Source organism: Bacillus sp. HMSC036E02 (genome assembly GCF_001836235.1).
GTDB lineage: Bacteria > Bacillota > Bacilli > Bacillales > Bacillaceae_G > Bacillus_A > Bacillus_A cereus.
The window spans coordinates 185160-198965 of sequence record NZ_KV827856.1 but is presented as its reverse complement, the minus strand read 5'-3'; the positions used below and the strand labels follow the sequence as shown (position 1 = coordinate 198965).

The window sequence follows — 13806 nt, the reverse complement described above, 5'->3', positions numbered from 1 at the left end:
AATTGGAGGACCTACAGGTGCTTTTGTTCCGATTCTTTTAGGAGTTGTAATTACCTATGGATACGAAAATTTACTACTCGCGGGTTTGTTAGCTGGAATTATTTTATGTCTTATGGGAATCTTCAAGCTAGGCTCTTTAATTAAGTTTATTCCACGTCCTGTAACAATTGGTTTTACTTCAGGTATTGCTGTTATTATTTTTACGGGACAAATTGCTAGTTTTTTAGGTTTAACAGGTATAAAAAAGCATGAGGAATTTCTAGCGAATTTGAAGGAACTCTTCACTCATATCAGTACTACCAATTTTTATAGTGTTATAACTGCTTTGATTTGCTTTTTTGTTATACTCATAACACCAAAGATTTTACCAAAAGTGCCTGGTTCATTAGTAGGTGTTGTTATTTCAACTGTAATTGCAACTGTATTTTTCTCAGGTTATGTACCTACTATTGGTACAGCATATGGTACGATTCCAAATACACTTCCTCATTTTGATATACCAGAAATCACATTAGAACGTATAAAGCAGTTAATTGGTCCTGCATTTGTTATTGCGATGCTCGGTGGAATTGAATCACTTTTATCCGCTGTCGTGGCAGATGGTATGACAAATAGTAAACACAACAGTAACAAAGAGCTTATCGGTCAGGGGATTGCCAATATTGTTACCCCGTTATTTGGCGGAATTCCGGCAACTGGAGCGATTGCACGTACAGCAACTAATATTAAGAGTGGAGCTGTATCTCCGATGGCGGGTGTTATTCACGGAGGATTTGTGTTATTTACACTTCTACTGTTAGCGCCATATGCTTCACATATTCCACTTGCTAGTATGGCCCCGATTTTAATGGTGGTAGCTTGGAATATGAGCGAGCAGAAACATTTTTATCACATACTTAAAATGAAGACGGGAGATTCTCTTGTATTATTGGTAACATTTTTACTTACTGTATTTACTAGTTTAACAACAGCTGTAGAGATTGGTCTTATATTAGCTATTATTTTGTTTACAAAACGTATGAGTAATATGCTTGTCATATCAAAAGTGCTTCCTGATCATACAAAAAGAAATGAAAAATTGCTACCACATGTGGTAAATAAAGCTCATGATTGCCCACAAATTAGCATTTATACAATAGAAGGGCCATTATTTTTTGGGGCTGCTCAAACATTTGAACAAAATATTTTAGCGACTATTCATTATAAACCTAATGTTTTAATTTTACGTATGGGAAAAGTTCCTTTTATTGATACCACAGGAGAGTCTTACTTTAGGAATATTGTTCAGCACTTCAAAAAACAAGGTGGCGTACTTCTTATTTCTGGAATTCAATCAGAGCTAAAAGCCAATCTAGATAAGAATGGATTGTACGCTGAGATTGGGGAAGAAAACTTTTTTAATCATACCGGAGAAGCAATTAATTGTGCTTTAGGACATCTGAATACAAAAAAATGTATAGGGTGTAAGCATTTTGCTTTTCATGAATGTACAGGGCTTTCTCAGCAATCTCAGGAAATCAATACAATAAAGAATAAAGAAAATGCATTAGATTTTTAAAAATTTCACTTCACATACAAAGTTTGTTTGAGTTAATCTACTTTTTTAATCATTTTATTAAAAAAGTAGAGAAGAAGAAAGTTTGCTTTGGAGAATGTGGAGAAGATTTTTTACAAGGTGTGAACAAGTAGTTTTTTTATACATTCAATAAATAAGTATCAAACAGCAAGAAGAGAATATTTTCCGTACATTTAAACGAAAAACGGAAATTAAAAATAATATTTATTTAATAGAATAAACGAAAACGAGTGGAGGAAATAAAAATATGCCTAATTTACCAAATTGTCCAAAATGTAATTCAGAATACACTTACGAAGATGGGAATCTTTTTGTTTGTCCAGAATGTGCTCATGAGTGGACTTTAGAATTAGAAGCTGAAAATAGTGAAGATACAAAGGTAATTAAAGATGCAAATGGAAATATTTTAAACGATGGTGATTCTGTAACAGTAATTAAAGATCTTAAAGTAAAAGGAACTTCATCAGTTGTAAAAATTGGTACAAAAGTAAAGAGTATCCGATTAGTTGATGGAGATCATGATATTGATTGTAAAATTGATGGTTTTGGAGCTATGAAATTAAAATCTGAATTCGTTAAAAAGGTATAAATACAAATTTTGTTACATCAAAATTAGTTTGAAGTTAATGAATATACACTGTTTTTCAGCTGTACCCCGTGCCCGACAACTTAAGAATTTCGAATTACCCCGAAATGATAAAATGAACTTTTTGGTTATGATTCAGCAGATTTTTTTTGAGTACCATGAAATTTTAGCTTGCTAGCGATATAGTACTGCCGAAATATTTGAAATAGCTATAAGACTATTCTTTCGATGGTATGATGAAAGATGTGGAAAAGGAATAGGTCTCAATCAGACCTCAATATTAATCTTCACCATTAGCAACAAAAAACCACCTCTCATAAAGGTGGTTTTTCAGTATTAATATATTTTAATTAATCACGTCTAAATGGACCTTTTGGAGCAATTAGCTCTAAATTAGTACTATCTGAATCGGGGGAAGTAGGCAATTCCTGTACCAAATCCAGTTTTCTAGCCGTCTTCTTGAAAGATAATTGGTTCGTCATCTGGGTGCTATCCTATGCCCATCAAGCTAACAAAATGGATTGCCTCTGAAACAAAAATGATTTTTATTACTATAAAAAACGTAAAGTATCTGTTTTTAGAAAAAATTAATTTTTATAAATTGATGGAGATATAACTCAATTCTTTTATATATGTAGTTAAATATGATTGTCAGAATGAACTTAAAGTAATTATGATTTCTAGAAATACGAACTGATGTTTTGAATTGGTTTAAAGTTGCTGGAACAAAATAAAACCAATTGAGCAAAAAACTTGCAAAAATAAAAAGAGAGATGTATATTAATTGATGTATCAATAATTGATACATCAATTAATATTTTAACAAGAAAGAAAAGGAACATTTTATGAAGGAAATGTTCGTAAATATCAGTGGAGAAGAACGCAAAATACTTATTCATGTTCTATTACAGATGCAAAAAAATGTAGAGAATATTAAAGAATAGAGAGTGTAGGGGGCAGAATAGTGTGGAAATAATCGCAGCTATTTTAGTCGGGATCGTAGCATTAGAACATTTGTTTATCATGATCCTTGAAATGTTTTTTATTGATTCAAAAGTAGCGAAACGTGCTTTCAAATTACCGAAGCATTTAGAAGGAGATCGAAACGTAGCCATTATGTTTGCAAACCAAGGTTTATATAATGGATTTTTAGCGGCTGGTCTCATTTGGGGACTTGTACTTGGGCTCAATCCAATTGGTTATATGGTCCAATTATTTTTCGTGATTTGTGTGGTGATAGCAGCTATTTTCGGAGGTTTCACATCTAATAAATCAATTATTGTGAAACAAGGACTTCCAGCTGTTTTAGCATTGGTTGCCCTTTTATGTATAATATAGAATCAAAGTTTTTCAATAAAAGAACTCATTTTTGAAAAGAATACGCTATTCTTTCTTTAGAATTATAGGAAAGGATGGCGTTTTTGTATGTCTATTTCTATATGTAGTGAATTATAACTATTCTCTCAAGGGACTCAACTGCTTTTCAGCTTTTGGATATATTTTCATCCATCTTTGTTTCCTCCTATTGTTGGATAGTGTAATAATTGATAAAAATTTTGATGAAATTGGATTATAACGATTGATCAAAAAAGTTAGTGATTAAAAATATTATTCTTTAGTACATACATTTTTAAGATGTTAAATATATTTCATAATAGTCTCTGTAAGATAGGGATAAGTAGAATAGTACTTTTTATAACTTTGAATGTCATTCATAATAGCACCAGTAAGAAGAAAACAGGCTTTACGGTACTACTAGTTACCAAAGATGTTACAGTAGTTTATTTAGAATCAGATTGATTGAAAGGTTGTACTATATGGCCTAATAATTTCGGAAAAATGTCGGTGTGGCATAAAACAATTATGGAGGTTAAAGATATGAGTACTTCAAATTTGAATGAAATAAGTAAACAAATTTTAAAAGAGGAGGAAACACTTCAATTTTCCTCTTTTACAAATGAAGATGCCTTGCAACTAGGTTTATTTATCGTTGAAACAGCAAAGCAAGAGGGGAAATTGATTGCTGTTGATATAACGAAAAATGGTGTGCAATTATTTCATTTCAAGATGACAGGGACAAATGAGGAAAATACGAAATGGATTGAGCGTAAAAAACGAGTCGTTTCCCTGCATGATCGTAGCTCGTATTATATGCAGATACAAAGTGAAATAACTGGGGTCTCCTATAATGAAAAATATCTTTTAGATACTTCAGAATACGCTGCGTTTGGTGGATGTTTTCCTATCAGAATAAAAAACGTAGGGGTTATTGGAATGATAACAGTTTCAGGATTACCACCAGAAGAAGATCACGAATTGGTAATAAGGGCAGTTAAAAATCATTTGAAGCAATAGTAAAAATAAATGTGATGGTTAAGTAAAAGCCAAGAATGAACATATTATTGTTCGTTTTTGGCTTTTTATTATTTTTTCTTATAGTCGGCTAAGAGGGTTCTTTTACAGGTAGTATTTAATTTTACAATGTTCTTTAAATTGCATCGTTTTGTTCGAGTGAGCGAAATTGCTGTAATTGAAGATGCTCTAAATTAATGTGAAATTTGGTGATTAAAGTAGCTACATTTCATATTTGTGTAAATATGAAACAAGCAGGATACATGAATAGAGAATGGGTAAAATAGTACCGAATGATGATTAGATTTTATGAATGATGTTATAAGGCTTTTTTTAGGAAAACTGAAGGAAGCAGTGTGTTTAGATTTAGAATGACTGGCAATGGGTGCTAGGAAGTTCAATGATTCAAAAATGAACTCATTTAAACGCATACTATCTTCGAGATGTATCATTTTGAAGAATATTAAAACTTAGGAGGAACGGAATTATGACAAAAGATTTCTATACTGCACTGAAAGAAAGACGTACTTACTATGGGATTAATAAAGAGGTACAAGTATCGGATGAAAAAATTAAAGAAATCGTGGAGTTTGCTGTGAAATATACTCCATCCGCTTTCAATTCTCAAACTGCACGATTAGTTGTATTATTTGGTGAAGCTCATGATAAATTATGGGATATTACCACTGAAACATTAAGAAAAGTAGTTGGAGATGGAGACTTTTCAGGAACGCAACAAAAAATGGATTCTTTTAAAGCTGGTTATGGAACAGTATTATTCTTTGAAGATGAGGCTATCGTTAAATCGCTTCAAGAAAAGTTTGCTGCATATGCTGAAAACTTCCCAATTTGGTCACACCAAGCATCAGGCATGCACCAATTAGTCGTGTGGACAGGTTTAGAAGCAGAGGGATTAGGGGCATCATTACAACATTATAATCCATTAATTGACGATGAGGTAAAACAAGAATGGAATGTCCCTGCTAATTGGAAACTAATTGCACAAATGCCATTTGGTAATCCAACAGCTGCACCAGGTGAAAAAGAATTCCAACCACTTGAAGAGCGTGTGAAATTTCATAAGTAATATTCGAATGTAATAAAATGGAAATTTAATCAGTGGTGGTCTTACTGTCCGCAAATAGCAGGGGAAGCTAACTGTATTGTAAAAATAAAACTGTTTATTAATAAAAAAGCTTATTCGTTTTTTTTATTAATCGAGTATGTATGAATAAAAGATTTTAAAACACTATTTTAATCTGTAAGGGAACAAGGTGATCATTTTGATCACCTTGCTTTATTTCTTACATTTTATTTATTAAAAAACGCTAGCTTTTCATAAATGCTTGAAAAATTAGCGTTTTAATAATAGGTATCTGTAATTTGATTACTTAAAACTATATACGAAAAAGCTTTTATGTTATTCCTCAAGTTCTATCCATTCCTGTGACCATTCTTCTATTCCGCGAATAATAGCTTCTAAAGCAAATCCTTTTTGAGTTAAAGAATATTCTATACGAACTGGTGTCTCAGGAAAGACTTTACGTTCGACAATTCCTTCTAGTTCTAATTCTTTCAATCTTTCTGAAAGTAATCTTCCGCTAACAGGAAGAGAAGATTCAAGTGTACAAAAGCGCTGAGATCCAGAAAAAAGTTGGTAAATAATTAGTGCTGTCCATCGTTGACTAAAAAATTTCATTCCTTTTTCAAAGCGAGGGCATAATGTAGAATCATTCATTTTCCTTCACCTCCTAAAATAAATTATATAACATCTTACTATTAGTAACAAATGTTTTTATAATTAATTACTTGACGTAAATTGATTACGAATGTATACTCACTTACATAAAGTAACTAAGTTGTTTTATGTAACTAAAACTCTTTTCTTTAAATGGCCAAAGTTGTAATGATACATATTGCATATAAGCTGAGAGAAAAAAGAATAGCATCTGTAAAAACACTTACGTTGTGTAAGTTAAACAATAAAAAATATAACAATGGAAGAGAATTTTAGAGATTCTCTATACTAGGAGGTACCAAATGGTTACAACAGATACAATTCATATGTTAGAAGATAAAATTCAATTTATACATCAAGATGGAAAGGATATTTATTTAGTAGGCCCTATCAAATTGCCAATTAATTTATATGGGGAGACTAAAGTTTTTCAATGGTATTCTTGGTTACAATGTAGTGAGGTTACAAATAGTGTAGAAGGAATTATCGAAAAACTCTCATCTATTAATTTAGCTGATATGCAGCAATCTAGTGTACTTGTATATGGTGATTTTGAGAATTCTGAAGATGCCCTAATTCGTATGCATAGTATTTGTCACACCGGTGATATCTTTGGTAGTAAACGTTGTGACTGTGGATTCCAATTAAAGCAGTCTTTACAAATGATTACAGAACATGGTTCAGGTGCTTTATTTTACTTAGCGAATCATGAAGGAAGAGGAATTGGCTTGTTTAGTAAAGCGATGACGTACCTCTTGCAAGAAAATGGGTTAGATACAGTAGAAGCTAATCTGAACCTAGGTTTTGAAGATGATGTTCGAAACTATGATGATACAATTGAAGTATTAAAAGCGCTACGCTCAAAACCTGTAAAACTTATTACAAATAATCCGAAAAAATTAGAAGCGTTACAAAAAGCTGGATTAAATGTTACGAGTCGTGAACCGTTATGGGGTGATGTCTCAGAGTTTAATGAGAAATATTTGCAAACGAAGATTCAGCGTTCTGGACATTTTGAAGGGGGACACTTACATGCTTGAGCATGAATTGTATATGAAGCTAGCACTAGAAAATGCCAAGGCTATGAAGGGACAAACGACTCCAAATCCATTGGTTGGATCTGTAATTGTAAATGATAATCGAATTGTAGGGGTCGGAGCACATATGAAGGCCGGAGAACCACATGCCGAAATACATGCGATACGTATGGCTGGAGAACAGGCACGTGGTGGTACAATTTATGTAACTCTTGAACCTTGTTCTCATCATGGTAGAACAGGGCCTTGTGCTGAAGCAATTGTACAAGCAGGAATTAAGAAGGTAGTAGTTGCTACACTTGATCCAAACCCGCTTGTTTCTGGACGTGGAATTAAAATTCTACAAGATGCAGGTATTGAAGTACTTGTAGGAGTGTGTGAAGAAGAATCTAAAAAAATGAATGAAGTCTTTAATAAATATATTTTGACAAAGCGCCCATTTGTAACGATTAAATCAGGAGTTACATTAGATGGGAAAATCGCTACGTCTTTATCGGGTAGTAAGTGGATTACATCTACAGAAGCAAGACAAGAAGTACACCAAATACGAAACGAAAATGCGGCTATTTTAGTAGGAGCGAATACTGTTCAAAAGGATAATCCATCATTGACAACGCGTATTCCAAATGGCCGAAATCCAATTCGAGTAATATTGGACTCGACATTACGCATACCGATGGAAGCTAACGTTGTTACAGATAGAGAAGCTCCTACCTGGATATTTACAACAAGTAATCATGCAGAGGAAAAAAAGAAAGCATTAGAAAATGCAGGAGTTAAAGTATTTGTTACTAGCGGAGAAAAGCATATAAACTTACATGAAATGCTTGATGTTTTAGGACAAAAAGGAGTTTCCTCCCTGCTTATTGAAGGTGGTGGAGAAGTAAATGCTTCGTTTATTGAAAATAAACTAATGGATAAAATTATTTTATATTTCGCACCTAAAATTATTGGAGGTAGATTGGCGCCTAGTTTTGTAGAGGGGACTGGTATTACTAAAATGAAAGATGCAATTGAATTTAAGGATATATCATTTACCCAGATTGGAAAAGATTATAGATTTATTGGCTATCCAGCATATCGGAAAGATGAGCAATAAGGGGAATAAAAACTACTTATATGTTCCGATAAATGGATTGCAGAAAGGAGCGATGAAGAGTGAAGTTTGGATTTGATATCGATGATACACTAATTGATTTAAGGCAGCATGCTTTTCATTTATATAATAAGAAATTAAACAAAAAAGTAGGGTTGGATGTATTCCATTCTTTAAAAACAATTGAAATTCATGAAGCATTTGGCATGACTTCCGAGGAAGGCGGTCATATGTGGAATAGTTTGCTGGATGAGATTTATTATACTTCTTGTTCACCGTTTCCGTATGCTGTAGAGACATTGCAAGAATTAGAAAGACAGGGACATGAAATTTACTATATAACGGCGCGACCTAAAGAGCATGGAGAGCAAACAAAAAAATGGTTAATAGAAAAAGGATTTCCGGTACATGAAGATCGCTTTTTCTATGGAATGAAGGATGAAGAAAAAATACACTTTATACAAGAAATAAAATTAAACTATTTCTTTGATGATAAGCCGGCTGTTTTAGAAACGTTAATAGGAAAACCGATAAATGTATATGCAAAAACTACTTCTTACAATCAATATCTCAATATCCCGCGTATTACAAATTGGATGGAGTTAGGAGATATTATAAAGAAAGATATGTGAGGATTTAAATGGAAAATCAAATAGAGCCAAGAGCATATTGAGTATTACAATTTTAGAGGAAAGACATACGTATTATGTCTTTCCTTATTTTTTAATATTATCGTTTTTATTAGTGTGATGTGCTAGGAGTACTTCTAATAGAGGGGGAATAGAAAAATGAGCAATAAGAAAAATATTTTTAAGCTAGTCTTGTATGGAAGCGTAATTTATATATCATACCAGTGATGGTTTTCCCTGGTGCCACAGTATATGCGGATATTTTGGGTAAGAAGTTCAAGAATTAATGAGATGTGTTCATGATCATGAATTTTTGGAAAACGAAAATTACAATGTTAGGTTATTTTGAATCAGTAGTGGACGATATGCAAATTTACATATTACAAAATAAACATCGTAATTTTTGGATTCTTGGTATAAAATACATTAATTAAACTATATATTAGAATGGAGAAAGTGAATTGGAATTATTAAGAAACAGTAAGATTGGTACAAAACTAAACATATTAATAACTATATCAAGTATTGCATGTATAGTATTATCCCTAATAGGGTTTTGGGGGTTAGAAAGAGGGAAAAGTACTTCCTCTAATATGTATGAGGATAATTTACTGCCAATTGAGTGGATTGGAATTGTAGAATCTAATTTTTATCACGTTAATATGAACTTTATGGAAATAATGTTATCAAAAGATGAAAAAAGAATGAACGAATTAATAAGAGAAATGGATGGGATTCGTAAGGAAAATGATCATCTTTTAAAGCAGTTTGAGGCTAAACTTATTTCTACTAAAGAAAAAGAATTATATAACACGTTTCATGAAACATTTAATGAATTAAGGACTCAAATGAAGAAAGCACAAGAATTAGGGAAGTCTAATAATGAGGAAGCATATGCATATTATCTAAAAGAGATTGAACCTAATATGCAAAAATCAATAAAATCAATTCGTGAATTGATTTTATATAATAGTAATAATGCAGAGCTTTTACAGAAGGAAAATAATAATAGTGCTCAAAATACAATGATAATGTTTGTTAGTATTTCGATTTTAGCAATTTTAATAATTATATTAATTGGATATGTTATTAAATTAACTATCCGAAAACCACTTGCATTACTACAAAATGATATGGAAAAAGTAGCAGCTGGAGATTTAACAACACGTACTCCTTATAAAGCAAATAATGAATTAGGGCATATTGTTCAGTCTTTTAATAGTATGTTAGATAACCTTCAACAATTAATTGCGAATGTTAAGATGACAACACAAGAGGTTATTTTTACTACGGAGGGTGTATTACAAGATACAAATCGAGCGTCTAGTATTTCAAATGAGGTTGTACAGACTGTTTTAGAAGTAAAAACAAAAATAGAAGGACAGGTAACTAGTATTCAGGAGAGCTCATCCTCAATGGAAGAAATTACAACCGGGGTGCAAACTGTAGCTGAATCTTCAGCAGTAGTCGCTGAGGTAGCAGTAACGACTACAGAACGAATAAATATCGGTAGTGAAGTGATAAATCACTCTATTCTTCAAATGAATAGTGTGCATGATGTTGTCGAGGAAACATCAAAAGTAATAAATAAACTTGTTACACGTACACAACAGATTGATACAGCTCTCGCTGCAATTACTAATATTGCCGAACAAACGAATCTTCTTGCCTTAAATGCCGCTATTGAAGCGGCACGTGCTGGAGAGAATGGGAAAGGATTTGCAGTGGTTGCCGCAGAAGTTCGAGACTTGGCTGAGCAATCTAAAGAATCTGCCAAAGAAGTTAATCATTTAATAAAATCCATTCAAAAAGATACCCAAGATACAGTTAATGTCATGCAAAAAGGACAACAAAAGGCAGTAGAAGGAAAAGAAGCTGCTTACAAAGCGAATCAAACCTTCTTGTCTATTATGAGAGATATTGATAAGATTACAGGTCAAATTCAAGAAGTATCCGCAGCGACAGAAGAGATGTCTGCTGGTACAGAAGAAGTAAATGCTTCTCTTTCGCTAGTTTCTGAAACTGCAACGGATGTGAAAAAGGAGACTCTTCAAACTGTAAATTCAATTCAATCACAGGCCGTATCAATTGAACAAATATCAATCCAATCCAACAAAATGAAAGAAAAGGTGGAAGAATTAACGGAATTGGTTTCAAAATTTAATATTACAGAACAAAAAGAATAAGTAAATTGTAAAAGATTAGGTACGGCTATCAGCCTAAAAATAATTGATTTTTTACGATTAAAAAGATTTTAGTAATTAATTCAATCACAAGTGTAATAACATGTATAAAAAACATGAAGACTTAAGAGTCTTCGTGTTTTTTTTATTGAATAATGTCTGAAAAAATATTGATAATTATACGATATTTTGGAATTTATCACAAAATATTCATATATGCAAAATTACATACATTTAATGATTGATAATCACGAGTTAATGTAACTATAATAATTACACTGATAAGTAACTTATTGACGACAATTATAAGTGAAGAAGGAGGGCTTTATTGTATTTTGTATATAAAAAAATAGAGAAGGAGATATGCAAATGAAAAGGTTACTTGTTATAGGCCTAATGTATACAATGTTTTTCCTCATAGGAAATATACACTTACATGCTGATGAACGAATAAATGCAAAAAAAATTACTAGTTTAGAAGAGCCTACTTGGATATTTCAGGCGGGCATAAGTAAGGGGAAATATCATGATCGACAAGATTTAGGATTTATTTTGAAGAGAAATACACCATTAAAGGTAAGACAAACAAATCCTAATTTTAAAGACAAATTAACATTACGTTTATTGTCTAATGACTCAAAAAATGAAAAATTCATACAAGTAGGAAATGAATGGGTTACTATCCAAGGTGATACGTCTTTAGTTCCTTTCATAGATACTCCGTATGGTGAAGAGCACGCTGTACTTGAGTACCAAGTAGGGAATGAAAGTGCTACTAAACCCCTTCCCATTTATAAACAACAAGGAAGTGTATCTCAATTTTTTAGTACATGGGATCAATTTGATGGAGAGTATGCGTTACTTCAAGGGGAGAGTTTTCAATTATTTGTACCTAAAAAAGATAAAGAGTTAGTAAGATCTTTAAAAGATTTTCAATCATTGGATGAGTTAATTGCGTATTATGAAGATATTTTTGTGATGTATGATTCAATTATTGGTTTAGATGGCTCAACGTTTGAAAATAAAAAAAGTCAAAATCGTTATTTCTTAAAAGCAGATATATCTGGTGCTGGCGGTGCCTATTATGGCACAAATTGGACAGCGAATAGTACAGATAGTACAAAGATGTGGCTAGATAAACTAAGTTGGGGAACTTTACATGAAATCGCTCATGGATACCAAGCTGGTTTTGATAATCAAGGAATATTTACAGGAGAAGTTTCTAATAATCTATTTGGTGTTCAATATCAATATAGTAAATACGGCAAAAAAGCAGATCAACTTGGTTGGTTGTTTAATTTCGGGAAAAAGGAACAGGTAGAACGGAATTTATATAATGCTTTAATGAAAGAAAATAAAAATTATGATGATTTAGATTTACGACAAAAACTTATTCTTTTAACGATGGCGAAACAAAAAGCTGGCGATGAAGCATTTGCAAAAATGTATCAAGGTTATCGAAAACTAGCTAGCAATGCTGCTTTCAAAAAAGGTGACCATTCTTTACCAGATTTAATGAATCAGTATTATAGTGAGAATGGACAAGTTGATTTTACACCTGTTTTTGAAAGGTGGGGCTTTAAGCTTAATCATAAACAAATAGAGATGAATAGGGCGAAAGGTTTTCCGGCTGTTACTTCTTTAGCTTATATAGTGCCTGAATCACAATTAGCGAAAGCAAGAGCTATAGTTGATCCTGATATTCCGATAAACTCCAACTTCGAAATAGTTACGAATCAGCAAATTGCTCCACTTGGGCTAAAAGGGAATTTGCATATCCATTTAAATACAAATGAAATAGATACATTAAAAGGAGGAAAAATTAAATTAAAAGAAGGGAATACAGTTATTCAAGAGAAAACAATTGAAACAACAGATATCAATTTACAAGACATACCAAATGGAGTGTATACGGTTGAAATTTCAGGTGGGAAAACGAATAGTATGTACCATTTCAGTTCGTATTATGCCTATGTAAAAGAAAAAGATAATAGTCTAAAGATTGATATTAACGAAATGAAAGTGAGTAAGTTGGTAAATGAAACGATTCAATTCCTAGGATTAGGAGATGATCAGTTTGCCGTATTAAATACAGACTTAGAGCAAAATCGAGCTATTTTTACGATTACTACTAAAACGCCTCATAGCTATTATGCAGGTGAAAAATATGCATCGATAGAGGTCTTTAATGAAAAAGGTGAAAAAATTTATACGAAGGAAATGGAAGGAACAAATGTAACAATTGTAAAAGATATCATTCCACTAAAAGAGGGATATAGAATTAAAATCTATCATGATGAAATAAAAAAACGATTAACTAGTAAAGCTACTATTATTAATCCTATGAATAAAACGAATGAATTTATAATAACAAAATTGGGATTGAAAAATACTTCTTTGCAAAATAATCCAGAAGAAAATCTTATACAAAGAATTGATGAAGAAATGGAAGCGATTATAGGTAATCAGTTTTTAAAAGAGATACCAATGCAAAAATTAGAAATGAAAAAGAATGTGTGGATGGCAATAAATATGTTATCAGAACCACAAAAAATAACGTATATGAATAAATATAAAGATAGCTTATATAATGAGTAATTTTTGAGAAA

Annotated in this window: 12 protein-coding genes; 11 read left to right on the top strand and 1 reads right to left on the bottom strand. The window is 32.0% G+C overall.

Going from position 1 to position 13806, the window contains the following annotated elements; translation table 11 throughout:
- From HMPREF2590_RS19175 to HMPREF2590_RS19150, 5 genes are all read left to right on the top strand, one after another.
- A partial coding sequence (locus HMPREF2590_RS19175) for a SulP family inorganic anion transporter (protein ID WP_070861514.1) occupies positions 1-1558 on the top strand: 1558 nt, incomplete at its 5' end.
- Between the two features lie 265 nt (positions 1559-1823).
- Positions 1824-2165 carry a zinc ribbon domain-containing protein YjdM gene (locus HMPREF2590_RS19170; RefSeq protein ID WP_001133198.1) on the top strand — a complete coding sequence of 114 codons (342 nt, stop codon included), beginning with the start codon at positions 1824-1826 and terminating at the stop codon, positions 2163-2165.
- Between the two features lie 963 nt (positions 2166-3128).
- Positions 3129-3500 (top strand): DUF1304 domain-containing protein, encoded by a 372-nt coding sequence (locus HMPREF2590_RS19160; RefSeq protein WP_000402471.1) that lies wholly within the window; start codon positions 3129-3131, stop codon positions 3498-3500.
- Positions 3501-4001: 501 nt separating this feature from the next.
- Entirely contained in the window at positions 4002-4517 is a 516-nt protein-coding gene (locus HMPREF2590_RS19155) for a heme-degrading domain-containing protein (protein WP_002061924.1), read from the top strand.
- A gap of 484 nt (positions 4518-5001) precedes the next feature.
- Complete coding sequence (locus tag HMPREF2590_RS19150) at positions 5002-5601, top strand: nitroreductase family protein (RefSeq protein ID WP_000158938.1); 600 nt, start codon at positions 5002-5004, stop codon at positions 5599-5601.
- A 333-nt stretch (positions 5602-5934) separates the two neighbouring features.
- Here the strand turns inward: HMPREF2590_RS19150 and HMPREF2590_RS19145 are convergent, their stop codons facing one another.
- The gene (locus tag HMPREF2590_RS19145; protein ID WP_001000104.1) at positions 5935-6252 is read right to left on the bottom strand and encodes a winged helix-turn-helix transcriptional regulator; all 318 of its coding nucleotides are present in this window, start codon (positions 6250-6252) and stop codon (positions 5935-5937) included.
- 302 nt (positions 6253-6554) lie between these two features.
- Between HMPREF2590_RS19145 and HMPREF2590_RS19140 the strand changes: the two genes are divergently transcribed.
- The 6 genes from HMPREF2590_RS19140 (at position 6555) to HMPREF2590_RS19120 (ending at position 13795) form a co-directional block, all read left to right on the top strand.
- Positions 6555-7292 carry a GTP cyclohydrolase II gene (locus tag HMPREF2590_RS19140; protein ID WP_000258865.1) on the top strand — a complete coding sequence of 246 codons (738 nt, stop codon included), beginning with the start codon at positions 6555-6557 and terminating at the stop codon, positions 7290-7292.
- On the top strand, positions 7285-8388 hold the full coding sequence (ribD, locus tag HMPREF2590_RS19135; protein WP_000889430.1) for a bifunctional diaminohydroxyphosphoribosylaminopyrimidine deaminase/5-amino-6-(5-phosphoribosylamino)uracil reductase RibD: 1104 nt from the start codon (positions 7285-7287) through the stop codon (positions 8386-8388). Before HMPREF2590_RS19140 ends, ribD begins: the two co-directional genes overlap by 8 nt.
- Positions 8389-8447: 59 nt before the next feature.
- Positions 8448-9017 (top strand): 5' nucleotidase, NT5C type, encoded by a 570-nt coding sequence (locus HMPREF2590_RS19130; protein ID WP_000668223.1) that lies wholly within the window; start codon positions 8448-8450, stop codon positions 9015-9017.
- A 302-nt stretch (positions 9018-9319) separates the two neighbouring features.
- Complete coding sequence (locus tag HMPREF2590_RS30840; RefSeq protein WP_256325164.1) at positions 9320-9448, top strand: hypothetical protein; 129 nt, start codon at positions 9320-9322, stop codon at positions 9446-9448.
- A 27-nt stretch (positions 9449-9475) separates the two neighbouring features.
- Entirely contained in the window at positions 9476-11200 is a 1725-nt protein-coding gene (locus tag HMPREF2590_RS19125) for a methyl-accepting chemotaxis protein (protein ID WP_000421999.1), read from the top strand.
- Positions 11201-11566: 366 nt separating this feature from the next.
- Entirely contained in the window at positions 11567-13795 is a 2229-nt protein-coding gene (locus tag HMPREF2590_RS19120) for a putative mucin/carbohydrate-binding domain-containing protein (protein ID WP_000826244.1), read from the top strand.
- Positions 13796-13806: the final 11 nt, after the last annotated feature.

Bases quoted from the DNA above. Each gene is read 5' to 3' on its own strand.
- HMPREF2590_RS19170 (WP_001133198.1), top strand. From the start codon at position 1,824: ATGCCTAATTTACCAAATTGTCCAAAATGTAATTCAGAATACACTTAC.
- HMPREF2590_RS19155 (WP_002061924.1), top strand. From the start codon at position 4,002: ATGTCGGTGTGGCATAAAACAATTATGGAGGTTAAAGATATGAGTACT.
- HMPREF2590_RS19150 (WP_000158938.1), top strand. From the start codon at position 5,002: ATGACAAAAGATTTCTATACTGCACTGAAAGAAAGACGTACTTACTAT.
- HMPREF2590_RS19145 (WP_001000104.1), bottom strand. From the start codon at position 6,252: ATGAATGATTCTACATTATGCCCTCGCTTTGAAAAAGGAATGAAATTT.
- HMPREF2590_RS19140 (WP_000258865.1), top strand. From the start codon at position 6,555: ATGGTTACAACAGATACAATTCATATGTTAGAAGATAAAATTCAATTT.
- ribD (WP_000889430.1), top strand. From the start codon at position 7,285: ATGCTTGAGCATGAATTGTATATGAAGCTAGCACTAGAAAATGCCAAG.
- HMPREF2590_RS30840 (WP_256325164.1), top strand. From the start codon at position 9,320: ATGAATTTTTGGAAAACGAAAATTACAATGTTAGGTTATTTTGAATCA.
- HMPREF2590_RS19120 (WP_000826244.1), top strand. From the start codon at position 11,567: ATGAAAAGGTTACTTGTTATAGGCCTAATGTATACAATGTTTTTCCTC.